General features: G+C 38.3%; 22 protein-coding genes. 14 read left to right on the top strand and 8 right to left on the bottom strand.

The genetic code is table 11. The features are described from left to right. Window positions 1–1,362 carry an aldehyde dehydrogenase gene (locus LC418_RS12365; protein ID WP_223559345.1) on the top strand — a complete coding sequence of 454 codons (1,362 nt, stop codon included), beginning with the start codon at window positions 1–3 and terminating at the stop codon, window positions 1,360–1,362. 33 nt (window positions 1,363–1,395) lie between these two features. Here the strand turns inward: LC418_RS12365 and LC418_RS12360 are convergent, their stop codons facing one another. After that, on the bottom strand, window positions 1,396–1,968 hold the full coding sequence (locus tag LC418_RS12360) for a thioredoxin family protein (protein ID WP_111958125.1): 573 nt from the start codon (window positions 1,966–1,968) through the stop codon (window positions 1,396–1,398). 80 nt (window positions 1,969–2,048) lie between these two features. On the opposite strand from LC418_RS12360, the gene LC418_RS12355 reads away from it, so the two are divergent. The 3 genes from LC418_RS12355 to LC418_RS12345 all read left to right on the top strand — a co-directional run bounded on the left by LC418_RS12355 (window position 2,049) and on the right by LC418_RS12345 (window position 4,647). Next, on the top strand, window positions 2,049–2,933 hold the full coding sequence (locus tag LC418_RS12355) for a lysophospholipid acyltransferase family protein (RefSeq protein ID WP_223559344.1): 885 nt from the start codon (window positions 2,049–2,051) through the stop codon (window positions 2,931–2,933). Between the two features lie 5 nt (window positions 2,934–2,938). Next, window positions 2,939–3,919: a glycosyltransferase family 2 protein gene (locus LC418_RS12350; protein ID WP_223559343.1), complete on the top strand. Its 981-nt coding sequence runs from the start codon at window positions 2,939–2,941 to the stop codon at window positions 3,917–3,919. 173 nt (window positions 3,920–4,092) lie between these two features. Beyond that, the gene (locus LC418_RS12345) at window positions 4,093–4,647 is read left to right on the top strand and encodes a 3'-5' exonuclease (RefSeq protein WP_111958131.1); all 555 of its coding nucleotides are present in this window, start codon (window positions 4,093–4,095) and stop codon (window positions 4,645–4,647) included. A gap of 75 nt (window positions 4,648–4,722) precedes the next feature. On the opposite strand, the gene apaG is transcribed toward LC418_RS12345, so the two are convergent. From apaG to LC418_RS12325, 4 genes are all read right to left on the bottom strand, one after another. Beyond that, on the bottom strand, window positions 4,723–5,112 hold the full coding sequence (gene apaG, locus LC418_RS12340) for a Co2+/Mg2+ efflux protein ApaG (protein WP_111958133.1): 390 nt from the start codon (window positions 5,110–5,112) through the stop codon (window positions 4,723–4,725). Window positions 5,113–5,189: 77 nt separating this feature from the next. Beyond that, window positions 5,190–6,446 carry a 2-oxoglutarate dehydrogenase complex dihydrolipoyllysine-residue succinyltransferase gene (odhB, locus tag LC418_RS12335; RefSeq protein ID WP_111958135.1) on the bottom strand — a complete coding sequence of 419 codons (1,257 nt, stop codon included), beginning with the start codon at window positions 6,444–6,446 and terminating at the stop codon, window positions 5,190–5,192. Between the two features lie 41 nt (window positions 6,447–6,487). Beyond that, window positions 6,488–9,304, bottom strand: a complete 2,817-nt coding sequence (locus tag LC418_RS12330) for a 2-oxoglutarate dehydrogenase E1 component (RefSeq protein ID WP_111958137.1) — start codon at window positions 9,302–9,304, stop codon at window positions 6,488–6,490. Window positions 9,305–9,428: 124 nt separating this feature from the next. Next, complete coding sequence (locus LC418_RS12325) at window positions 9,429–10,469, bottom strand: SRPBCC domain-containing protein (protein ID WP_111958139.1); 1,041 nt, start codon at window positions 10,467–10,469, stop codon at window positions 9,429–9,431. Window positions 10,470–10,710: 241 nt separating this feature from the next. Here LC418_RS12325 and LC418_RS20920 point away from each other — a divergent pair, with 241 nt between their 5' ends. After that, window positions 10,711–10,845 (top strand): hypothetical protein, encoded by a 135-nt coding sequence (locus tag LC418_RS20920; protein WP_262901789.1) that lies wholly within the window; start codon window positions 10,711–10,713, stop codon window positions 10,843–10,845. 45 nt (window positions 10,846–10,890) lie between these two features. Here the strand turns inward: LC418_RS20920 and LC418_RS12320 are convergent, their stop codons facing one another. The 3 genes from LC418_RS12320 to glgB all read right to left on the bottom strand — a co-directional run bounded on the left by LC418_RS12320 (window position 10,891) and on the right by glgB (window position 15,688). Then, window positions 10,891–12,159 carry a glucose-1-phosphate adenylyltransferase gene (locus LC418_RS12320; RefSeq protein ID WP_111958143.1) on the bottom strand — a complete coding sequence of 423 codons (1,269 nt, stop codon included), beginning with the start codon at window positions 12,157–12,159 and terminating at the stop codon, window positions 10,891–10,893. A gap of 115 nt (window positions 12,160–12,274) precedes the next feature. Then, window positions 12,275–13,681 (bottom strand): glycogen synthase, encoded by a 1,407-nt coding sequence (locus tag LC418_RS12315; protein WP_223559342.1) that lies wholly within the window; start codon window positions 13,679–13,681, stop codon window positions 12,275–12,277. A gap of 57 nt (window positions 13,682–13,738) precedes the next feature. Then, window positions 13,739–15,688, bottom strand: a complete 1,950-nt coding sequence (gene glgB, locus LC418_RS12310; RefSeq protein WP_223559341.1) for a 1,4-alpha-glucan branching protein GlgB — start codon at window positions 15,686–15,688, stop codon at window positions 13,739–13,741. A gap of 203 nt (window positions 15,689–15,891) precedes the next feature. Here glgB and LC418_RS12305 point away from each other — a divergent pair, with 203 nt between their 5' ends. The 9 genes from LC418_RS12305 (at window position 15,892) to LC418_RS12265 (ending at window position 25,571) form a co-directional block, all read left to right on the top strand. Then, window positions 15,892–17,013: an alpha/beta hydrolase-fold protein gene (locus LC418_RS12305; protein ID WP_223559340.1), complete on the top strand. Its 1,122-nt coding sequence runs from the start codon at window positions 15,892–15,894 to the stop codon at window positions 17,011–17,013. 4 nt (window positions 17,014–17,017) lie between these two features. Then, window positions 17,018–18,433, top strand: coding sequence for a leucyl aminopeptidase family protein (locus LC418_RS12300; protein ID WP_223559339.1), 1,416 nt, complete (start codon window positions 17,018–17,020; stop codon window positions 18,431–18,433). Window positions 18,434–18,573: 140 nt separating this feature from the next. Continuing rightward, window positions 18,574–19,785 (top strand): ATP-grasp domain-containing protein, encoded by a 1,212-nt coding sequence (locus LC418_RS12295; RefSeq protein WP_223559338.1) that lies wholly within the window; start codon window positions 18,574–18,576, stop codon window positions 19,783–19,785. 29 nt (window positions 19,786–19,814) lie between these two features. Then, window positions 19,815–20,528: an alpha/beta hydrolase-fold protein gene (locus LC418_RS12290; protein ID WP_223559337.1), complete on the top strand. Its 714-nt coding sequence runs from the start codon at window positions 19,815–19,817 to the stop codon at window positions 20,526–20,528. Window positions 20,529–20,586: 58 nt separating this feature from the next. Beyond that, on the top strand, window positions 20,587–21,540 hold the full coding sequence (locus LC418_RS12285; protein WP_111958157.1) for an ATP-grasp domain-containing protein: 954 nt from the start codon (window positions 20,587–20,589) through the stop codon (window positions 21,538–21,540). A gap of 32 nt (window positions 21,541–21,572) precedes the next feature. Continuing rightward, window positions 21,573–22,691 carry a carboxylate-amine ligase gene (locus LC418_RS12280; protein WP_111958159.1) on the top strand — a complete coding sequence of 373 codons (1,119 nt, stop codon included), beginning with the start codon at window positions 21,573–21,575 and terminating at the stop codon, window positions 22,689–22,691. Window positions 22,692–22,726: 35 nt separating this feature from the next. Further along, a complete protein-coding gene (locus LC418_RS12275) occupies window positions 22,727–23,560 on the top strand; it encodes a type 1 glutamine amidotransferase (protein ID WP_223559336.1) in 834 nt (277 codons plus the stop codon). Between the two features lie 182 nt (window positions 23,561–23,742). Next, window positions 23,743–24,927: a hypothetical protein gene (locus LC418_RS12270; RefSeq protein ID WP_223559335.1), complete on the top strand. Its 1,185-nt coding sequence runs from the start codon at window positions 23,743–23,745 to the stop codon at window positions 24,925–24,927. A gap of 146 nt (window positions 24,928–25,073) precedes the next feature. Further along, on the top strand, window positions 25,074–25,571 hold the full coding sequence (locus LC418_RS12265; protein ID WP_223559334.1) for a MepB family protein: 498 nt from the start codon (window positions 25,074–25,076) through the stop codon (window positions 25,569–25,571). Window positions 25,572–25,609 lie beyond the last annotated feature (38 nt).

Raw genomic sequence — 25,609 nt, 5'->3', positions numbered from 1 at the left:
ATGGGAATTCAGGAAATCGTAGATCATCAGAAAGCTTTTTTCAAGACACAGCAAACGAAGAATATCAAGTTCAGAAAAATGTATCTTGAAAAGCTCCGTGATATTATTGTAAAGAATGAAGAGCTTTTGTATGAAGCTGTTTACAAAGATTTCGGCAAATCAAAGTTTGATACTTTTACCACAGAGATTTCCTTTGTTTTGAATGATATTAAGTATTATCTGAAGAATTTAAATGCACTTTCAAAACCTAAAAGAGTCAGGACCAACCTGGCCAATCAACTTGGAAAAAGTAAAATTTACCCGGAACCTCTAGGAAATGTTCTTGTTATAGGTGCATGGAATTATCCTTATCAATTGTCGCTTTCCCCTGTAATTGCTGCGCTGGCAGCAGGAAACTGTTGCGTTTTAAAACCAAGTGAAATTGCAGAAAACACGATGAAGGCAATGGTAAAAATCATCAATGAAAATTTCCCTCCCGAATATCTGTATGTGTATGAAGGCGGTATTGGTGAAACCACAGAGCTTTTAAAGTTAAAATTCGACAAAATATTCTTTACCGGAAGCACTAAGGTTGGAAAGATCATTTATCGGGCTGCTGCAGAACATTTAACGCCTGTTGTGCTTGAATTGGGCGGAAAATCGCCCGCTATTGTAACCAAAGATGCAGATCTTGAGGTAGCTGCCAAAAGAATTGTATGGGGAAAATTCCTCAATGCCGGACAAACCTGTGTAGCACCGGATTATCTGCTGGTCGAAGAACCTATCCATGAACAGTTTTTGGAAACACTGAGAAAGTATATTATGGAATTTAAGTACGGACCGGACTCTGAACATTATACAAGAATTATCAATCAAAGAAACTTCCAACGTTTGGTAAAGCTAATCGATAAAGAGAAAATTTACTCTGGTGGAAATTTCGATGAAAGCAAATTGTTTATAGAGCCTACCCTTCTGAATAATGTAAGCTGGGAAGATGATGTTATGCAGGAAGAAATTTTCGGTCCGATACTCCCTGTTATTAGCTTTACCAATTTTAATTTGGTTCTTACTACCATCCTGGAGTTTGAAAAACCGCTGGCCGCTTATCTTTTTACCCGGAATTCTGAAGAAAAAGAAGCGTTCACCACGAAATTGTCGTTTGGTGGAGGATGCATTAATGATGTGATCATGCATTTAGGAAATGACCGTCTTCCTTTTGGAGGGGTTGGAAACTCAGGTATTGGAAGTTATCATGGAATATATGGTTTTGAAGCATTTTCTCATCAGAAATCCATTCTTGAAAAAGCAACCTGGGGTGAACCTGATATAAAATATCCGCCTTATTCGGATAAAAAACTAAGCTGGATCAGGAAGTTACTGTAAATAAAAAACCGGGAAATTTCCCGGTTGTATTTTTTATGACTTTGGAGCCCACTGGTCAAAGAACTCTTTTACTTTTTCTTTGCTGTATCCTTTTCCTTCTTCAAGAACAGAACTGTCTTTTAAAACATGAATCATTTTTCCGTTTTTATCCAAAACTATGAAAAAAGGATAGCCAAGCTTTTCTTTAATGTCCACATATTTAGCAAAAACTTTTTCATTTTTATTTTCCGGGGAATAATTCAAATGATAATACAAATAGTTTTTATCTACAGTTTCCTTCAGTTCAGGAGTGTTCTGAACAAAATTATTAAAGCGCAGGCACCAGATACACCAGTTTCCTCCGGCCTGAATCACAATATTCTTACCTTCTTTTTTAGCCTGAGCCACTAGCTTGTTAATATCAGCTTCAGCATTAGCTTTAGGATCATAAGGTTTGGGAAGTTTTGCTTTTTCTTCTGCTGCTTTCTTCTTCGCATCCAGCTCTGCATGATCAGGTTTTACCAGAAGGGCATTATCCTGCTTTCTTGCTTCCGGTACATTTTTGGTTTCCTGAGAAAAAGCAAGTATGCTTAGTCCAAGAAAAGCTATGATCGACAATTTTTTCATAACATAAAAATAAAAAAAATAATACTTATTGCAAGCAAAAATAGAACCATAATTTTATTATCACTAGATTTGCATGTTTTATGAATTTCCTAATCAAAATATTATATCTCATTTCTAAACTTCCGCTTAAAGTATTGTATATTTTTTCGGACGTTATGTTTTTCTTAAATTATTATCTGGTAGGCTATCGCAAGAAGGTAATTACGCAGAATCTCCAAAACTCTTTTCCTGAGAAGTCTGAGGAAGAAATAAGAATTATAAGAAAGAAATTTTATCTTAATTTTTCAGATTATCTTGTAGAAACCATTAAATCTTTCAGTATTTCTGAAACGGAATCCCGGGTAAGAATGCAGCACATCAATCAGGAAGCATTCCATGAAGCTAAAGCAGAAGGAAAAAATGTGATCATGCTTGCCGGACATGTTTTTAACTGGGAATGGATGAATGCTTTCGCAAGAATTATTCCGCAGAAACATTGCCATCCGGTATACAGAAAAGTAAACAGTGATTTCTGGGAGAACCAGATGAAAAAAGTTAGGAATAAGTTTGGGAATGAAGCTCTAGAAGCCAATGAAGTGATCATGAATATCTTCAGGTCTAAAAATGATGGTGAATCGGCTTATATGTTTGTAGCGGATCAGACCCCGCATGTTGCCCACGTCAATTACGGATTAGAGTTCCTGCACCAGAGAACCCCTGCATTTATAGGATACGATAAGCTGGCTACCAGAATGGACCTTGCCTTCATTTACTGTGAAATGAAGAAAGTAAAACGGGGATACTACCAGGTAAACTACCACAGGATCTATCCTGACGGTGAAAAGTTTACGGAACATGAAGTGGTAAGAAAATTTCATAAGCTTCTGGAAAACACTTTACATAAGCACCCGGACAATTATCTCTGGTCACATAGAAAATGGAAGTACCAGGATTCTATTAAATCGTTTGATGCTGAAAAAATATAATCCTGATGCCTAAAAATTTAGCAGTTGTCATTTTAAACTGGAACGGTAAAAACTGGCTTGAAAAATTTCTTCCCAGTGTTGTTGGTTTTTCCCAAGATGCAGATATTTATGTAATAGATAACCTTTCTACCGATGATTCTATAGAATTTGTACAGACTCATTTTCCTATCGTAAAAATCGTTAAAAACAATCAGAATTATGGTTTTGCAGGGGGGTATAATGAAGGTTTAAAGGAAATAAAAAACGAATATTATTGCCTTCTCAATTCTGATGTGGAGGTTACCGAAAACTGGATCAATCCTGCCTTGAATCTGCTCGAAAAAAATCCTTCTATCTCAGCCGTACAGCCTAAAATTTTATCTTTCAACAATAAAAAGCAGTTTGAATTTGCCGGGGCTGCCGGAGGCCTTATTGACAATCTGGGCTACCCTTACTGCCGGGGACGTGTATTTGACGACCTTGAAGAGGATAACGGCCAGTATGATGATGAAACAGAGATATTCTGGGCTTCAGGATGTTGCTTTTTTATTCGTTCAAAAGATTTTTGGGAGCAAAATGGTTTCGATGAAAGGTTTTTTGCTCATCAGGAAGAGATTGATCTTTGCTGGAGACTGATTAATTCGGGGAAGAAGATCTTTTATACGGGAAAATCAAAAGTATACCATGTAGGGGGCGGAACCCTGAATAAGCAAAGTGCACAAAAGACTTATTTAAACATCAGAAACAATCTTTCTATGATGTTGAAAAATCTGCCGTTTCCTAAACTGATAGGACTCATATTTTTCAGGCTGTGCTTAGACGGAATTGCAGGAATTTATTTCGGACTCAAGAATGGATTTCCACACCTTTGGGCTGTGGTAAGGGCTCATTTCGGGTTTTATGAGCAACTTCCAGGAACATGGAAACTTCGTCAAAGGCATCAGAAAAATATATTCTACCAGTCGAAGTGGCTGATCTTCAGACATTTTTTAGGTGGAAGGAAGTAGGTTTTAGGGATTTTAGGGATTAGGGAAATAAAGTACAATATCTGACGCTTAAAGGAGTATAGTATTTTACAGGAAAAATTCTTAACTTCAAAAAACTTTAAACCTTGAATATTAAATAAAACCAGCATCTAACCAATCAGCAACACATAATTCTTAACTCATCACTCAAAAAAATGGATTTCTGCGCAATAGATTTTGAAACAGCCACTCACGAAAAAAGTTCAGCGTGTGAAATGGGCATATGTGTTGTTCAGAATTCCAAAATCGTAGAAACGAAAACCTGGCTGATCAAACCGCCCAGTTTCCCTTATTTCAGCAGATTTAATATTGGTGTTCACGGGATAACTCCGGAAGATGTGCAGGATGCTCCTACTTTTGATGAGATCTGGTATGAAGCTGAAGAAATGATGTATGGCACCCTGATGATCGCCCATAATGCAAGCTTTGATGCAGGGGTTTTAAGGGGCTGTTTTGAGCATTACGGCATGTTTACCCCAAAACTGAATTACCTTTGCAGCATTCAGCTGGCTAAAAAATCATGGAATTATCTTCCGAAATACGGTCTGAAACATCTGGCAGAACATCATCAGATCAACCTTAACCATCACCGGGCCGGAGACGATGCGGAAGCCTGTGCAAAAATTGCCCTGCTGGCTTTTGAAAAATTAATTATTACTGAAAATGAAGAAATACACGAGTCTTTTCTAAAGTATATTAAAAAATTATAACTTAAAAAGCCTCTACTACCGACTGCTATTCACAATCATTATTTTATTTCCTACATCATCTCAAAAGGAATACTCCTAATTGCTTAACACTTCAGAGAGCAGGTTGAATTTTGGAATCTCAATTTCAAAAGTTTCCTGGGTATCCATGTTTTTAACAAGGTATTTTCCGCTCATATTTCCTACTCCGGACCGAAGCATTACATTGGAGAAATAAGCAAAATTTTCGCTTACAGGAATTTCTGGTGTCAATCCTATTACACCATCTCCTGTAATCTCAGTGTATCCAAAGCCTACATCGAAGATCAGCCATTTTCTTTTCAGTACTTTAATCGGAAAGCTGCCGTCATTTTCTATCGTAATATTATACTTGAAGACGTAACGGTTTTCAGATGGATAACTGTTTTTACTATCATATTCAGGTATTACTGAAACTTTGATATTGGAAGTCATTTTTGAGAACATCATCTTAGTATTTCTTTAACAGATACAAAAATCTCGCCTTTTTAGGGCGAGATTGTGTTAATATTAAAATTTCTTAAAATTTATAATCCAAGACCTTTTCTTTCGTCACCTCCCATTAGTATTTCAACTGGGTTGTCGATACCTTCTTTTACCGCTACAAGGAATCCTACAGATTCTTTTCCGTCGATAATTCTGTGGTCATAAGACATTGCCACATACATCATTGGTCTGATCACTACCTGACCGTCAACTGCTACCGGTCTTTGGATAATGTTGTGCATTCCAAGGATAGCAGACTGCGGAGGGTTGATGATTGGTGTAGACATCATAGATCCGAAAGTACCACCGTTTGTAATAGTGAATGTACCTCCAGTCATTTCATCAACTGTAATTTTACCGTCTCTTACTTTGGTAGCAAGATCTTTGATATTGGCTTCAACTCCAGCGAAAGACATGTTTTCGGCGTTTCTCAATACCGGAACCATTAATCCTTTAGGACCTGAAACCGCGATTGAGATATCGCAGAAATCATAGTTGATCTTGTAATCTCCGTCAATAGATGCATTTACATCCGGATACATCTGTAATGCTCTTGTCACCGCTTTTGTAAAGAAAGACATAAAGCCTAGTCCTACTCCGTGTTTCTGAGCAAATTCTTCTTTATATAGTTTTCTTAGTCTGAAGATTTCAGACATGTCAACTTCATTGAAAGTTGTCAACATGGCTGTTTCGTTCTTTACAGAAACTAATCTTGAAGCGATTTTTCTTCTTAGAACTGAAAGTTTAGTCGTCGTTGTAGTACGAGCTCCTGTTGCCGTAGAAGGGCTTCCTCCTAAAGCAGGAACAGCAGCTAATTCTGCATCAGTCTTAGTGATTCTTCCGTCTCTTCCGCTTCCTGAAACCTGTCCAGCCTCAATACCTTTCTCATCAAGAATCTTTTTAGCTGCAGGAGACGGAGCTCCTGTTGCATACGTTTGTGGAGCCGGTGCCGGAGCAGCTGGTTTTGGAGCTTCCTGTTTAGCTGGTTCAGCAGCTTTTGGAGCTTCTTCCTGTTTTGGAGCTTCTGCAGCCGGTGCGCTTGCGCCTTCAGGTTTTGCAGCATCCATATCAATTAAACAAACTACCTGGCCAACCTGTACTACATCACCCTCTTCTGCTTTTAACGTGATTACACCGCTTTGTTCTGCAGGCAATTCAAGAGTTGCTTTATCTGAGTCTACTTCTGCGATTGGCTGATCTTTTTCTACATAATCACCATCTTTCACAAGCCAAGTTGCAATTTCAACTTCTGTAATGGATTCTCCCGGTGAAGGAACTTTCATTTCTAAAACTGACATATTGAGTATTTTTTATTTTTTTAATTGGGTATTATTCTTAATTACGCTGTAACGGGTCTTTTTGCAGGAGCATCATCTCTGTCGAAAACTCTGTTGATCACTGCATTCTGGTTTTTCTCAAACATTTTGTGGCTTCCCGGAGCCGGAGCACCGCTTGGTACCGGAGCTACTACCTGGATTCCTGTATCTCTGAAGTTTCTCAGGATATAAGACCACGCTCCCATGTTTTCTGGTTCTTCTTGAGCCCAAACCAATTGTGTTCTGTTACTATACTTGCTGAAGATCGTTTCTAATGCATCTGCCTGAAGCGGATACAGCTGCTCCAATCTTACCAGTGCAATATTTTCACAGTTAAGCTCTTCTTTCTTCGCTAATAATTCGAAGTATAATTTACCTGAACACAATACTAATTTTTCTACTTTTTTAGGGTCTGCTGTAGGATCGTCCAAGATCGGCTGGAATGAACCGTTTGCAAAATCTTCCAGTGGAGAAACCACTTTCGGGTGTCTCAACAGAGATTTAGGGCTCATTACGATCAACGGCTTTCTGAATGTCCATTTAAGCTGTCTTCTTAATAAGTGGAAGTAGTTAGCAGGTGAAGTGATATTGGCTACCACCATATTTTCGTTCGCACAAAGCGTTAAGAATCTTTCTAATCTTGCTGAAGAGTGTTCTGCACCCTGACCTTCTGAACCGTGAGGCAGTAACATTACCAATCCGTCCTGAATCTTCCATTTTTCCTCTGCAGCAGCCAGATACTGGTCAACGATGATCTGAGCACCATTCACAAAGTCTCCGAACTGAGCTTCCCAGATCGTCAGTGTATTAGGAGAAGCCATTGCATATCCATAGTCGAAACCTAAGACTCCGTATTCTGAAAGGTGAGAGTTGAATACATCAAATCTGCTTTCTGATACATGTCTTAATGGGATATATTCTTCTTCTGTATCTTCAGTTTTCACCACCGCATGTCTGTGGGAGAATGTTCCTCTCTCTACATCTTCTCCGGAAATTCTCACATTATGCCCTTCCACAAGAAGTGTTGCATAGGCCAACCATTCTCCAAGAGCCCAGTCTAATGAATTTCCTTCGATAGCCTTAACACGGTTATCAAACAGTCTTGTAATTTTATTGATGAACTTTTTATCAGCAGGAAGAGATGACATTTTAATCGCCAGCTCTTTAAGTTTAGCCAGGTCATATTTTGTATCTACAGGAATCTGAACTGCCCCTCTTTTTCCGATTGGATAGTTGGTCCAGTCTTCTGCCATGAAAAGATCCATTGCATTTTTTTCGATCTCTTTGGAAGCATCAAAGTCTTTATCTAAAAGTGCTTTGAAATCTGATTCCATTTTTGCAATAAGATCATTGGATGTAATGCTGTCCTTAAGTAATTTATCTTTATAAATTTCTCTTGGATTAGGATGTTTAGAAATTAGTTTATACAAATTAGGCTGTGTGAATCTAGGTTCATCACCTTCATTGTGTCCATATTTTCTGTACCCTAATAAATCGATATAAACGTCTTTACCAAATTTCGCTCTAAAATCTGCTGCAAAATGCATGGCATGAACTACCGCTTCAGCATCATCTGCATTAACGTGCATTACAGGTGATTCTGTTACTTTTGCAATGTCTGTACAGTATGTTGAAGATCTGGCATCAGCATAGTTTGTAGTAAATGATACCTGGTTGTTGACAACGATATGAACAGTTCCTCCTGTTCTGTACCCTTCTAAGGTCATCATCTGAGCTACTTCATAAGCAATCCCCTGACCTGCAATAGCACCGTCACCGTGGATTACGATAGGAAGAATTTTGGAACCGTCTCCTTTGTATTTGTCATCTATTTTCGCACGGCAGATTCCTTCTACAAGAGCTGCTACGGTTTCAAGGTGAGATGGATTGGGTGTAAGGTTGATGGCCACTTCTTCTCCGGAAGCGGTTTTCACTTTTTTAGATGATCCTAAGTGATACTTAACGTCACCTGAGAATACATCCTCTTCAAATTCTTTTCCTTCAAATTCTGAGAAGATTTGCTTATAAGATTTTCCGAAAATGTTTGATAAAACATTCAGTCTTCCTCTGTGGGCCATTCCTAATACCACTTCATCCACTCCAAGTTGAGAAGATCGTGAGATCAGCTGATCCAATGCGGGAATTAATGTTTCGCCTCCTTCCAGAGAGAATCTTTTCTGTCCTACAAATTTTGTGTGAAGATAGTTTTCAAAAGCTACTGCCTGATTCAATTTTAATAAAATCTCAGTTTTCTCATTAGCAGAAAGGCTTGGGTGGTTTTCGTTCACCTGAAGCCACTTCTTAATGAAATCTTTTTCTTCAACGTTGTTGATATACGTATACTCTACCCCGATAGAATCGCAGTAGATATTTTCCAAATGCTTGATCAGGTCCTGTAATGTAGCAGGCTCTTTCATTCCTGTTTCAACAGCACAGTTGAATTTTGTGTTTAAATCCTCCTTGCTCAAACCGAAGTTCTCGATGTCTAAAGTAGGCGTATAATGTCTTCTTTCTCTGACAGGATTTGTTTTTGTGAACAGGTGCCCTCTTGTTCTGTAAGCCTCGATAAGGTTTACTACCTTGAACTCTTTTTTGATGTGCTCAGGAACTTCTCCGCCGGCTACTGCCTGAGAGATCTGCTGTACTGCCGGAGCAGCATTGGCCGGAGCCTGGATATATTGGATGTTATCGTCATCTCCATAGTTCTCCAAAGCAAAATCAAAGCCTTGAAAAAAGGCTTTCCATGATGGCTCTAAAGAATCCGGGAATTTTAAGTACTGTTGGTATAAATCCTCAATTAACTGAGAATGAGCTGCGTTTAGGAATGAAAATCTGTCCATTATTACAGTTTATCTATTATTAAAATTTATTTGTAGAATTAATCTTCAAATTTAATAAAAAAAACCGAGTTAAGACAGCCTGAAACCGTTAAAAAAAATTAAGAAAAAAATAATCGAAAAAAAATTACTTAAACACTGATAATGAGAGCTTAATATTCACCTCCTGCCCTTCAATCGGACGTTCAATAAAGGTTTGCCGGATATCTCCGAAGCGCATCTCGTCTTTTTTAGCCTTCTGAATCAGCTGCTGAACCGCCCGTATTCTGCCCTCGTAGCTTCCTTTGTAGTACATCACATAATTTTGAGAAGGATTTACAGTCCGGAAATTGAAATTATTATCCGGAACTCCTATCTTTTTGGAAAGAGGAATTCCCAGGAAATAAGAAACTTCTTTGTCTTTGTAATTATCGGCATCGGTAATCAGTACCGGGAAGCCAAATTCATCGTCTTTTTTACCGAGATCCATTGTGACATAGTTATACACTTTGCTGTAATTCATAACGATGTTTTTATACAGTGCTTCTTTCTTGTTGGATGCACTTACATTGATGCCCAGCAACAGCTTATCTTCCTCGTTTTCCACCATGAGACTGTCATACTTGATGGAAGCCATCTGATTGTCTTTTTCCACTTTATTGCCCAAAACATTTTTCAGATTGACCATGCTTTTATTAATATTTTCGGCAAACCGGTCTTCTGTCCAAAAATTTTCCACTCTTCTGAATACGGAAAGTTTAGGCGTATGCACATACCAAGTAATCTTTGTTTTGTCCGCAGAAACAGGCTTGAACTGAACATCCACTACCGTTGGGCTTTCATTCCTGTCTTCAAAAAGCTGGTATCTCAAGCTTTTAGCAGGATTTTCATACCGGATGAACATTTCTCCGTCCGTATCATTTTTCGGATCTACATAGCTTATTGCACTTCCCTGACCTTCATAAGGGGTATAATAATCGATATCAATTGATGGTGAACTTGTAAAAAAATTGTTCCAGCGGGTAAAATGCTGGAGATTATTAAACTGGGAAAAGACTTTATCGATGGGATAATCGACTTCTTTTTCTATCTTAAAATCCTTGTTTTCGTCCACGAAAAAATACATGGAAGCAGCATAGGCTCCTACCACAAGAACAAGAATTACGGCTATTATTTTAAAAAAACGCATCACGCAAAAGTAAGACAAATAAAAAAAGTAACCAATATCTCAGTTATTTTGAAAAATTTATTTCTAAAATAAGCCACATTATAAAAGTGAATTATTCAATTTTTATTTTTGAAAAAACTGCATTATAATTGGAAATTTCAATTATTAATTTATTATTTTATAAAAATAACTCCACTTTTAAATATTGAAATAACGGTATATTTTTTGATGCGTGAAAAAGCCTAAAATTAAATATTTTTCTATGAAGAAGTTATTTGTATTTCCTTTGATTTTACTTTTTTCAACGGGTTTTTCTCAGTATTCAATTTCAGAAATTCCTGAAGACGGCTATCTTAATAAAAGAAGCTTATATATACAGAAAGAGGAGACCCAATAATGTCTCCTCTTTTATGTATAGCTAGTCAACTAACCATATCTTTCATTATCCGATATGGGTTCCCGAAGGAAGAACAGCTCCTTTTTTCACCACTACAATTCCATCCTGTACGGAATGGGTTCCGTAATCGCCATCCGGAATATGCTTTCCGCCGATAATTTTTACATTGTCGCCGATATAGCAGTTTTTATCAAGAATAGCCATTTCAATATAGCAGTATTTTCCTATTCCCATGTTCGGGTACCCGTTTCTGTCATTAAGCACAATTTCGGTAGTATTCTGGTAGAAATCGGCTCCCATTACGTAAGAATTGACAATCGTACTTCCTTTATCTATTCTGGTTCTGTTCCCAATCACAGAATTTTCGATCTTATCGGCCATAATGATACATCCATCCCCGAAAACAGCTTTGCTTACGTATGAACCGTTAATTTTGGACGGCGGAAGCATCCTTGCTCTTGTATAAATGGGTGAAGAGGAAAAAAGATTAAACTGCGGAAAGTCCTGACACAGATCCAGGTTGGCTTCGTAGAAAGATTCTATGGTTCCGATGTCTGTCCAGTAGCCTTCATACTGGTAGCTCAGTGTTTTGTATTTTCCGATAGAATTTGGAATAATATCTTTTCCAAAATCATCCCCGGCTCCATCTTCAAACATTTTTTTAAGAATGGTTCTCGTGAAGATATAAATTCCCATCGAGGCCAGATATTCTTTTCCCTTACGCTTGTTTTCTTCTGAAACTTCAGATTTTAAGCCATCCAGAATATCATATTCCGGTTTTTCATAGAAAGATGTAATGTTTCCGTCGTCGTCAGACTTTAAAATTCCGAATCCTGTGGCGTCTTTTGCCACCACGGGAATGGTAGCAATCGTCACATCACCTCCGTTTTTAATGTGAAAATCGAGCATTTCCCTGAAATCCATCTGATAAAGCTGGTCACCGGAAAGGATCAGAATATAGTCATAATCATATTTTTCGAGATGCTTCATCGACTGGCGGACCGCATCTGCTGTTCCCTGGTACCAGCTATCGTTTTCCACGTTCTGCTCAGCAGCAAGAATATCTACAAATCCTTTGCTGAAAATGTCAAAGTGATAAGAATTCTTGATATGTGAATTTAAGGAAGCTGAATTGAACTGCGTTAAAACCAGGATCTTATTGAGTCCCGAATTCAGACAGTTGGAAATAGGAATATCTACCAGCCTGTATTTTCCTGCAATAGGAACTGCCGGTTTGGATCTTGAATATGTTAACGGGAATAATCTTGTCCCTCTGCCGCCTCCCAAAACAATGGAGATTACATTTCGTTTCATAGGTATCTTGCGTTTTATTGAATTAAATTTACTGTTCTATTCTTAGTGTTTACTGCTAATCTAAAGCACTCTTTAGATTATGATCAGCAAAAGAAATCCGGAAATTTTCGTGATATCAGTTATTATATAAAGCTATATATTTTTCCGCAGATTTCTCCCATGCAAAATCAAATTTCATGTTGGCATGGATAAGATCTTCCATAATTCCTTTTTGGTTATAAATTCCCAATGCCCTGTTCATGGCATGTACTATATCGTCTACTCCCGGATAGGTAAAATTTAATCCCGCTCCTCCGGTTGAAATATCTTCCACTGTATCTCTGAGGCCTCCGGTATATCTTACAACAGGAACTGTTCCGTACCTCATAGAATACATCTGGTTTAGCCCACATGGCTCCACGCGCGACGGCATCAGCAGAAAGTCCGCGGATGCATAGATCTTATGGGAAAGGTATTCTTTATACCCCAGATCCAGCGCAAAATTGGTATATGTGTATGCATATTCTTTAAGTTTGTTTTCAATATAAGCATTTCCAGAGCCCAGGATCATAATATTCAGTGCACCATAACTCTGCTTAATGCTTTTCCAGACTACATCCGGCAGGAAATCCGCTCCTTTTTCGGTAGCAAATCTTCCTATAAAGGCAAACAGAGGAAGTTCCGGCTTCAAACCATATTCTTTGCAAAGCTTTTCTTTATTTTTCTTCTTTTGGGCTACCGCATTTTTAATATTAAAATTAAAATCCAGCATCGGATCGGTTTCAGGGTCCCATACTTCCGTATCAATCCCGTTGATGATTCCGTATGCTTTTCCGAACTCCTGGCGCACCAGGCTTTCCAGTCCGCGGAAACTGATAAACAGTTCTTCAAGATAACCTTCAGAAACAGTTGTAAAAGCATCTGCACATTTGATCATGCTTGCCAGCGGGTTGATGAGTCCGTTCCAGTCCATTAACCCCCATTTGTAGGAATCAAAATGGGGCATATAATTCGCCATATTCCAGCTCATCATTCCCTGGTACTCTCCATTGTGGATGGTGCCGATAGTTTTTACACCCTTTAAAAATTCAAATTCAGGACAATGCTGCGTCATAAAAGGGACTAACCCTGTATGATAATCGTGGCAATGCAATACATCCGGACGGATCTTCATAGCACTCAGCCAATGAAGTACCCCATGCTGAAAGGCTAAAAACTGGAAACTTTCATCCTGATATCCGTAAGGGTTTTCCCTATCTAAAAGTCCGGGAATTTTCAGCATATACAATTCAAATCCCAAAACATCTGTTTTCTCCTTCATGACCTGGACCTGAAGCATATTTTCTCCCTGATGAATAAAACCATCAAAAACTATGTCAAACTCATGATCATGAACAAAAGATTTATTATACCAGGGCATAACAACCTTGGCTTCTATTCCCTTTATTTTGTTCTGATATTTCGGCAGCGCTCCCACAACATCTGCAAGACCACCTACTTTTGCTACCGGATAACATTCTGTACTTAAATGATATATTACCATAATTTCACTGTCATTTATATTTCATCAAACCCTATTGTAGTCCTCAGCATCTAATGATTATTTCTTGTGTTGTTTTATTCTCTGTAATTTATATTTCTTATCTTTTTTCTGTCTTAAAACAATTCCTGCCATTGGTGGAAGTTTTACCGTGACAGATTTTGGATGCCTCATCCATTCTTCCTGCTTCTCACTCAGAATATCAGCATCTACACCGCTTCCGCCATATTTCTGGTCATCAGAGTTGAAAATAACCTCCCAATGAGTCCCTACATTAACTCCGATGGTATATTCTAAAACCTGTGGAACCATGTTGAGAACGACCATCAATACATCATCCCTTCTTTTGCCTTTTCTAAGATACACATAGACTGAATTCTCGAGATCATCCGCTTCCACCCACTCAAATCCGTTTTTATCAAATTGATTTTCATAAAAAGCAGTTTCGTTCCTATATAAATGATTTAGATCTTTGACTAAACTTTGCATTCCTTTATGAACCGGATACTGCAGCAGATGCCAATCAAGGCTTCTGGTAAAATTCCATTCACCGGTCTGGGCAAATTCGTCCCCCATAAAAAGAAGCTTGGCTCCCGGATGAGTGTACATGTAGACATATAGGGTGCGGAGATTGGCAAATTTCTGCCATTCATCACCCGGCATTTTATAGATCAGGCTCGCTTTTCCGTGTACCACTTCATCATGCGACAGCGGCATCATATAATTTTCGTTATACATATACACGGATGCAAAAGTGATTTTATGATGGTGGTATTTCCTGTTTTCCGGAGCTTCTTTAAAATAATCCAGCGTATCATGCATCCATCCCATCATCCATTTCATTCCGAAGCCTACCCCGCCATCATGAACAGGTTTTGTAAGCATAGGGAAATCCGAACTTTCCTCAGCTATCGTAACAATACTGTCTCCAAATTCTTTATAAACAGCCGTATTGAATTCCTGCAAAAAAGCTTTGGCTTCAAGATTTACATTTCCCCCTTCAATATTAGGCTCCCATTCTCCTTCGTTCCTTGAATAATCAAGATGAAGCATAGATGTGACTGCATCTACACGAAGTCCGTCTGCATGATAGCGTTCCAGCCAGAACATCGCATTCGAGATCAGGAAAGATTTCACTTCATTTCTGCCGTAATTGAAAATATAAGACTTCCAGTCAGGATGAAACCCTTTTCTGGGATCTTCATGTTCATAAAGGTAAGAGCCATCAAAACGGTGCAACCCGTTGGCATCTCCCGGAAAATGAGACGGTACCCAATCCAAAATAACCCCAATATCATTTTTGTGAAGCTCATTGATCATAAACATCAGATCCTGCGGCGAACCGAAACGTGAGGTCGCTGCATAAAAGCCGGTAATCTGATACCCCCAGCTTGGATCATACGGATACTCCATAACAGGCATGAATTCTACATGCGTAAAGCCCATCTCCTTTACATAAGGAACTAATTTCTCAGCAATATCACGGTAATTCAAATATTTATCCGGCGCATCACCTTGTCTTACCCAGGAACCTAAATGCAGCTCATATACAGATAGCGGGGCATTCAGACTGTTGCTTTTCCAGCGCTTTTCCATCCATTCCTCATCACTCCATTCGTACCAGGTTGTGGAAACCAGCGAGGCTGCCTGCAGATTTTGCTCCCAGCTTAAAGCAAAAGGATCACTTTTCTCCAGAATTTCACCTCTGGCAGTTTCTACAGCATATTTATATAACGTCCCCCAGGTAAGTCCGGAGATAAATCCTTCCCAGATTCCCGATCCGTCCCACCGCGGAAACAGAATATGATCTTTATGATTCCAGTTGTTGAAATTCCCTATAACGGAAACTTTTTTTGCATTAGGAGCCCAAACCGAGAAATAGACACCTTTTACACCCTCTTTTTCAACAGAATGTGCTCCAAATTTCCCATACAGCTTATAATGCCTGCCTTCTTTGAAAAGGTAGATATCATGATCTGTGAACAGCGTATAGGTTTTAACAGAATTCATCAAGATATAGTTATACTTTATTTTTCTTTGAAACTACGAAAATTCCCCACAATAACGATTAATAATTAATCAAATAATTATTATGTTAATTTCCCGATTTTGGGCACAAATATCAAATATATTATTTTTTATATTTATCTTTTTATGATTTTAAAACAATCTTTTTTATAAATTTAGCTTCAAAATTATATTAAACACATAGGATGAGGTTTGAACTTTATACTGAAGAAAGCGACGACAGACCGGTATACATCACCGGAAATTTCAATAACTGGAATCCCAGAGACTCCAATTATCAGCTTAAACAGCTGGATCCTAACAATTATTTTATAGAAATCGATGACAAGATCCTTCCCGATATTGTGGAATACAAATTTACAAAAGGAGGCTGGGAAAATGTGGAACTCGATAAATACGGAAATATCACTCCAAATCGTAAAGCAGAAAAGTCTGCAGGAAAAACTTCTGATATAATAGAGAAATGGAGACTCAACTGGGGACCTTTCAAAAAGGAGTTTTTCCCAATTGCAGAAGTTATTTCGGATGAATTCTACATTCCCCAGCTTGACCGTTACCGGAAAGTATGGGCTGTACTTCCCTATGACTATTACGTTTCTGAAAAAAGCTATCCCGTACTTTACCTTCAGGATGCCCAAAATCTTTTCAACGAAGGAAGTGGGTACGGAAACTGGGAAATTGATAAAAAGCTTTCTATTTTAGCGGAATATGGACGTGGTGATGTTATTATCATTGCGATAGAACACGGCAGTGAAGAACGTATCAAGGAATATATCTTTGACAATGACAATATTGCGAACGGCTCGGAAGGAAAAAAATACATCCGTTTCATTACAGATACTTTAAAGCCTTTTGTGGATGAACACTACCGCACGAAAAAAGACCGTGACAATACAGGAATCGGGGGCAGCTCATTGGGCGCGCTGATCAGTATTTACAGCGGATTTCTTTATCCTGAGGTTTATTCTAAACTGTTGATCTTCTCCCCTTCACTTTGGGTGGAACCTAACAATAATTTTCCGATGATGAGCTTCAGGGTTCCTTTTAAAACCAAAATATACCTGTATGGAGGTGGTCAGGAAGGTTCCAAAATGGTAAAAAGAATCCATGTTTTTGAAGAATATCTAAAGCGTTGGGAAAAGAAGAATCTTTTTGACTTTGAATTCAGGACCAGCATCAATCCGGAAGGAACCCACAGTGAATTTTACTGGTCCCAGGAGTTTCCCAGAGCCATTGAGTGGCTGTTCTATGACAACACGGAAAATCCGGTAGAAGTAAAACCACAACAACAGAGCATTAAAAATTAAGCTTATGAAACTGATCAACAAAAAAAATAAAAAATACACACAGGTTTTTCACCTTTTCACAGAAGAAGAATGGAAAAAATCCAGCAAAAATTACAATAAAAACATCTCTTCTTTTTTCTCCGGAAAGAAATATGAGGTTTTCATTCATACTGATGAGGAAAGGATCATGTATCTAATCGGTTTGGGCAAATCCACGCTGCAGAATTTTGAGGTTCAGCAGGTAGCCGTTAAATTCTCCCAAACACAAAAAGACAAGCTTCAGGCTATTCCTAGTCTCGTTTTAGCAGATTTTCTGAATGAGAAACAGTTCGAAGAGTTCGTAAAAGGTTTACTTTTTGGAACATACAGCTATCCTTTTGATAAAAAGCATGCTTTCTGGAATCCAAAATTTGAGATCCATTTTGAAAATTTAAGCCAGAAAAAACTAGATACAATCAGCTCAAAAGCTGAAGCGTTAGCCAACGGACAAACAACCTGTCAGGAATGGTTGAATAAGCCGGCTAATCTTAAGAAACCTGATATATTAAGTCTGTTTCTGAAAAATATGGCCAAGAAATATGATTTAAAATATACTGTATTCAATAGAAAAAAATGCGAAGAATTAGGCCTGGGCGCTTATCTGTCGGTTAACCAGGGAAGTGCTTATGATGCCGCTTTCACCATTATCGAATATAAAACTACCGTTAAAAATGCCAAAACATTTGGTTTAGTCGGGAAATGTGTCCTTTTTGATACAGGAGGTATTTCTCTGAAGAACCCGGACAATATGCATTACATGAAATCTGATATGGGAGGTGCCACGGCAGTTATCGGAACCCTGATCTATGCAGCAGAAATGAAGCTTCCGGTGAATATCGTTGCCGTACTTCCTATCACGGATAATGCCATTTCTGAAAAGGCTTTTCTTCCAAGCGACGTTATTACGGCCTACAACGGAAAAACCATTGAAGTAATCAATACGGATGCAGAAGGCAGAATGATTCTCGCTGACGGACTTTCTTATCTTGCCAGAAACTATAAAACGGATTTTCTGATTGACCTTGCTACCTTAACAGGAAGCTCTGTAAGAATGTTCGGCGATACCTGCGGAGCCATGTTCTCCAATCATGATGAGCTGAAAAGCCTTCTGGTAAAAACCGGAGACAATACCAACCAAAGAGTATGGAATCTTCCTTTATGGGATGTATGGAAAGATGATATACAGTCTGACGTTGCAGATCTGAAAAACATCTCTATGAAACCTATCGGTGATTGCATCATAGCCGCTAAATTTCTGGAGCAATTTATTGAAAACCATCCTAAATGGGCACATCTGGATATTGCAGGAGTTGCTTTCGGAAGTACGGGATATTCAAAAGAAAAAGCAGCAACCGGCTTTGGAGTACAGCTGCTGGCCGATTTAATTGAAAATTATCACTAAAAATTAGTTTTTTTCAAAATTTCTCTGTATACTTGAGTATGTATTTTCAAAAACGCAGTTTATTGTGATTTTTAACATTAATTAATCAATAAAAAATTGCTTTTATTTTTGATAATTTACTAAAAACTAAAAAACATTATATGGAGGAGAAAACAATAGTATGTATTTCGTGCTATTACAAGGGCTATGACTTCATGGACGAAATGAAGAAGCTCGGTAATAAAATTATCTTGATAACATCAGAAGGCCTTAAAGAAAAAAACTGGCCATGGCATGCTATTGATGAGGTATTTTATATGTCTGAATTAAAACCTTCTGTCTGGAATCTGGATCATCTGGTCCAGGGGTTTTCACATCTCATGAAAACCAGGAAAGTAGATGCTGTAGTGGCCCTCGACGATTATGATGTGGAGAAGGCTGCATTGATCAGAGAAACATTCCGTATTCCGGGAATGGGACAGACTACACACCGCTATTTTAGGGATAAGCTGGCTATGCGCCAGAAAGCGAAAGATTCGGGTATCAATGTTCCGGAGTTTACAGCAGTTTTTAATAATGATGAAGTGAACAGCTTTGTAGAGAAAGTTCCGGCTCCCTGGGTATTAAAACCCCGCTCAGAAGCATCAGCATCAGGGATTAAAAAATTTTCGTCCCAAGATGAGCTCTGGAACGAACTGAATGCCCTTGGTGAAGAGCGACATCTTTTTTTGCTGGAAAGTTTTAAACCCGGAGATGTCTATCATGTGGACAGTCTGACTTTTAATAAAGAAATTGTATTTACATCTGCTTCCAAATACCTTGCACCACCTATGCAGGTTTCTCATGAAGGCGGTGTATTCAGATCCAAAACACTGGGAAGATATTCCGATGAATTTAAAGCCCTTGAAGAAGTCAATGCCAAAGTTCTTTCCAGTTTCGGATTAATGAACGGAGCTACCCATACTGAATTTATCCGTGGAAAAGCCGATGGAAAATGGTATTTCCTTGAAACATCCTCCAGAGTTGGAGGCGCACACATTCCTGATCTTGTTGAAGCCTCCAGTAATATTAATATCTGGCGGGAATGGGCCAAGATTGAAGATGCCCTTCTGCGTGGAAAAAGCTATAAGGCTTCGAAACCTACAGGTTACTATTCAGGTCTCATTATTGCCCTGATCAAAGATAAAGAGCCTGATTACAGTGTTTTCAGCAGCGAGGAAGCTGTGAAATTCCTTCCGATCGATCATCATGTAGGAATTGTTTACAAATCCAGCGATCCGGACATTATACAGCAAAGACTAGACAGTGCTGCCGAAAAAATCCAGGCGGAAATGCTGAATATTCTGCCGCCCAAAAGTAAACTGACAAGCTAAACACAATATATAATAAAAGAAACTGATCAATGCCGCATATAGAACATACAGATTATTATTCAAACATATTAGGAACAAGTCTTAAAGTGGAGGTTACAGGACATTACGGATATCCCATCGTTATGTTTCCAACTTCCCAGGGACAATACACCCAAAATCACGACTTTCATCTCAACGGAAGTATCAATTGGTTTATAGAACAGGGAAAAGTAAAGCTTTATAATATCCAGACGATTGACAGCTGGAGCTTTTATGATGAAAAAATTTCGCCTCAGAAAAGGATAAAGAATTATGAGCTGTATGTACAGTTTCTGATTCAGGAATTTATCCCCTATATCCAGAAAATTCATAAAACACACCGTGTTGCAGTGGCAGGAGCAAGTTTCGGAGGTTATCATGCCGCTAATTTTGCTTTCAGGTTTCCGGACGTGGTTTCCCATCTGTTCTGTCTTTCCGGAGCATTCAGCATCAGGAATTTCATGGACGGGTATTCAGATGAACTCGTATATTTTAACTGCCCGAGAGAATTTGTAAAGAATGACGAGGCATGGAAATACAAACATATGCACATTGTACTGAGCACTTCTGACCAGGACATCTGCAGGGATAAAAATATTGAAATGACAGAGATCTTAAGCTCGAAGGGAATCGATTTCTGGTACGATGAGAGAAAATGGATCAATCACGACTGGCCGTTATGGAGGATGGTATTTCCTACTTTTATAGGAACTTTTTTCTCATGAAACCGTACATTTAATAAGATAAAATAATAAAACATATACCAATTTAAAAACAGAAATTATGGCAAAAAAAGTGGGAATTCTATTCGGTATGGAAGACACATTTCCTTGGGCGTTTATCGACAAAGTGAATGAGCTGGGCGGCGGAGAAATCATTGCTGAAGCAGTAAATATCGATAAACTTGAGCAGGGAGCTGATTACGGCTATGCAGTCATTATCGACAGAATTTCGCAGGATGTTCCTTTTTACAGGGCTTATTTGAAAAATGCAGCACTTAACGGAACTTATGTAATCAATAATCCATTCTGGTGGAGCGCCGACGAAAAGTTCTTCAATAATGCGCTGATGACAAAACTTGGAATTCCGCTTCCTAAAACAGTACTCCTTCCTTCGCACGAAAGACCTACAGATACTTCGGAAACATCATTCAGAAACCTGAAATTTCCTCACGACTGGGAATATATTTTCAATTATGTAGGGTTTCCTGCCTATATGAAACCTCATGACGGCGGCGGATGGAAAAGTGTATACAGGGTAGAAAATCCTGAAGATCTATGGGAAAAATTAAGCGAAACAGAACAGCTTGTGATGATGGTACAGGAAGAAATTGTTTTCGATGATTATTACAGGGTTTACTGTCTGGGCAAAAAATATGTTCATATTATGCCTTACGAACCACGTAATCCACATCACTTAAGATATGCCACGACACATCAGACCAAAGGAGAGGAACTTGAAAAACTATTAAAAACAATTCATGATTACACTATTACCATGAATGAAGCTCTAGGCTACGACTTCAATACGGTAGAGTTTGCCATCAGAGACGGAATTCCATATGCGATAGATTTCTGTAATCCGGCTCCTGATGCAGATAAAAACTCGGTAGGTGAAGAAAACTTTGCATGGATTGTAGAGCATTCTGCTAAACTGGCTATTGAAAAAGCAAAAGAATATGTTCCTGGAAAACCTAACATCTCTTGGGGTACGTTTGTAAAAGACTCCGTAAAATAAACATTAAAAAAATAAAAAAACACGAAAAAAAAATGCATCAGTTTACTATAGGAATCGAGGAAGAATATCAGATCATTGATGTTGAGAGCAGAGACTTAATATCTCATGTTTCAAAGATCATTGAAGGGGGCAAAGCTGTTTTAAGTGAAAATCTAAAACATGAAATGCATGAATCAATGATCGAAATGGAAACCGGAATCTGCCAGAATATCAAGGAAGCCAGAACGGAGCTGACTAACCTGAGAAGACATTTAATCAATACAGCTCATGAACAGGGACTTCGGGTTTCCGGAGGTGGAACCCATCCTTTTTCTAACTGGGAACATAACACCATCACCAACGGTGAGCGGTATAACAAGATCGTGGATGATATGGGAGATGTTGCCCGCGGAAATTTAATTTTCGGGCTCCATGTCCATATTGGGATCCCTAACCGTGAAGAAGGGGTAAGGATTCAGAATGTGATGCGTTATTTTCTTCCACACGTCTATGCACTTTCTACCAACTCACCTTTCTGGATCGGAAGAAATACAGGATTCAAGTCTTACAGACAGGAAATTTTTGTAAAATTCCCAAGAACCGGTATTCCCAGCTACTTCAATTCACTGGCTGAATTTGACAGCTATGTAGAACTTCTGGTAAAAACCGGAACTATAGATAATGCCAAGAAAATCTGGTGGGACCTGCGTGTCCACCCATTCTACCCTACCATTGAATTCAGAATCTGTGACATGCCTTTAAGGATAGAGGAAACAGTTTGTATGGCTGCCATTATGCAAAGTTTAGTAGCAAAAATCTATAAACTTCACCAGCAAAATTTAAGTTTCAGAAGCTACAGAAGATTATTGCTAAACGAAAACAAATGGAGAGCATCTAAAAGCGGTATTGAAGCCCATCTGATTGATTTCGGAAAAGAAGAATCCGTTCCTTATCCACATCTGTTGAAAGAACTCCTGGAATTCATTGATGATGTAGTAGATGACCTGGACTGCAGAAAAGAGGTTGAATATGCCTGGACCATCCTGGAAAACGGAACAGGAGCCGACAGACAGCTTAAAGTATTTAATGAAACCGGAGATCTTACCAAAGTGGTAGATTATATGATCTCTGAAACGGAGTATGGCATAACACATGGCGAAACGGCTTCGTAATATTTTTGGTAACTTTGCAAAAAATATGAAGTAGTATGAAAGATATTCGAATCGCTCTGGTTGATATGAACAACAACCATGTCAATCAAGGCTTTAGAAATATTAAAGAGATTTCAGAAGCATTCCAACAAAGTTCTGAAGAAAATGTAACGATCAAAACATTTGATGTAAGGTTTAAGAATGAAATGCCTAACGTTGAAGATTTTGACATCTTTATTTCTTCTGGCGGACCTGGAAACCCACACAGAGAAGGTTTGGAATGGGAAGACAGGTATGCCGCTTTTCTGGATGATATTTTAAAGCATAATAAACATAATGAAGATAAAAAATATCTGTTCCTGATCTGCCATTCATTCCAATTGGCAAGTATTCACTGGAAGCTGGGAAATATCTGCAAAAGAAAATCTTATTCTTTCGGGGTAATGCCGGTTCATAAAACAGACGAAGGCAAGCAGGAGTTTTTGTTCAAAAATCTTCAGGATCCTTTTTATGCTGTAGATTCCAGAGCGTACCAGTTTATTGAGCCGGATATGGACCGTTTTGATGAGTTGGGAATGAAAATCACGGCTATCGAGAAATTCAGACCACATATTAACCTGGAAAGAGCTATAATGGCTGTACGTTTTTCAGATGAAATATTCGGAACGCAGTTTCATCCGGAAGCTGATCCCAAAGGCATGATAGAAAATCTGAAAGACGAAAAGAATAAAACGGCAATGATTGAGAACTTCGGCATGGAGAAATACCTTGAAACTGTAGACAGAATAGATGATGAAGACAAGATTATCCTTACCAGAAGCCAAATCCTTCCGAGATTCCTTCAGTCTGCAAAAAAAAACATTTTAAAGGAAAGTGAAGCTTTGGCTTAAGCTTATATAATAGATGCTTCGACTTTGCTCAGCATGGCAATGCTGAACAAATAACAGTCAGTATTAGAGATGTTATGCTGAGCGAAGTCGAAGCATTATTAATAAGATATGGCAATAACCATAACAGATTAAATCGGACAGAAATGTTCGATTTTTTAAAATAAAAACCACAAAGAAAAAATATGATCCCAAAATACAGAAAACAGTTTAACCAGGAATTTTCGCAGGAAAAATATGATCAGCTTAAAGAAAGCCTTGCCCAGAAAGGAAATATTGCACCGGCATTCAGAATTTCAGAAAGCCCGCTCTTTCTTACTACTGAGTTTAAAAACAAACTTCTTGACGCAAGCGAAAGTATTATTGACCAGATAAAAGCACTTCCTGCCGAAGTGCTTTACAAGGCTGTTCCGGATAACTGCAGAGTGCCGAATGACACGCTTCAGCCTCACTTTTTTACCATTGATTTTGGGATCTGCCGAAGCGAAAACGGACAAATTGAACCGCAACTCATAGAACTGCAGGCATTTCCTTCTTTATATGCTTTTCAAAAAGTATTTGAGGACACATTTTGTGAGGTTTACCCTTTTCTTTCTGAGATCAGAAATACAATGCCGCATTCTGAGTTCAAAAGTCATTTAAAAGAGCTGATTATAGGTGATGAGGACCCTGAAAATGTTATTCTCCTTGAAATATTTCCAGAGAAACAAAAAACAGCCATTGATTTTGCTCTAACAGAACAATTACTGGGAATAAAAACAGTTTGCCTGACTAAAGTAAAAAAAGAAGGCAGAAAGCTGTTTTATGAAAACAACGGAAAAACTGTTGAGATTAAAAGGATCTATAACCGTGTCATTTTTGATGAACTGGATAGAATTCCGGATCTGAAAACCGGGTTCGATTTCCGTGATGATATTGATGTTAAATGGATCACACACCCTAACTGGTTCTTTAAGATTTCAAAGTTTCTTCTTCCGATTCTAAAGCATCAATTCGTTCCGAAGAGCTATTTTCTTCACGAATTCCCCGAATCCGAAAGTCTGGATAATTTTGTATTGAAACCTTTATTTTCATTTGCAGGAAGCGGAGTGAATTTAAATCCTACGAAAGAAATTACTGAGGCTATTGAGGATAAAGAAAATTATATCTTACAAAGAAAAGTAACTTATGAACCAATTTTTGAAGATATCAACGGAGAGTTTTCAAAAGCTGAAATCAGATTGCTTTACATCTGGCACGAAAATGACGAACGTCCTATTCTACTGGAAAACTTGGGAAGAATGACTAAAGCTGCGATGGTAAATGTGGATTTTAACAAGAAGGATGCCATATGGATCGGGAGTTCTAATACGTTTTTTGGAGAGGAGTAATTTGACAAATCAAAAAACAGGATAGTAAACAAAACCCAATTAATACAACAAATCCTTCTGCCTTCAGGAGGATTTGCTATTTTTGCAATGATTAGTCTCTATGTTAGCTTACAGAAAGGCTTATGGAGCAATAAAAAATGATATTCATGAATCTTAAAAATGTCGATGAACTGATTTTTCAGCCGCTTGGACTGAAACTTTTAAATGTAGAAGAAGATATAGAAGCCCAAGAGTATTCAGGTTGCAGTTTAGGTCTAAACCAACTGAATATTAAATTCCGAACAGCAAAGATAACACCAACTAAAACAGGCCAGTTTGTGACTATCTGGAAACGTAATGAAAAGGGAGAAACAGCTCCGTTTGATTCTAATGATCTGTTTGATTTTTATTTAATTTCAGCTTCCACGGACAATGATAAAGGAATTTTCATATTTCCTAAAGAAGTTCTGATAGAAAAAGGAATTTTGTCCCATGATCAAAAGATTGGTAAAAGAGGAATCAGAGTATATCCAAACTGGGATCCCACGGAAAATAAGCAGGCAAAAGCGACTCAAAAATGGCAGGTAGAATATTTTCTTGATCTTTCACAGGATACGGAATCGTATCTTAAAAAAGCGAAACTACTATTTGATTTGAAATTTTAGAGTTGCAAAAAAGCTTTATCAGCGGGTTCGCCGCCTCG

The sequence above is a fragment of the Chryseobacterium lathyri genome, from assembly GCF_019970085.1.
GTDB lineage: Bacteria > Bacteroidota > Bacteroidia > Flavobacteriales > Weeksellaceae > Chryseobacterium > Chryseobacterium lathyri.
Note: the sequence above shows the minus strand (reverse complement) of the source record. Positions and strands in the feature narration are given on the sequence as shown.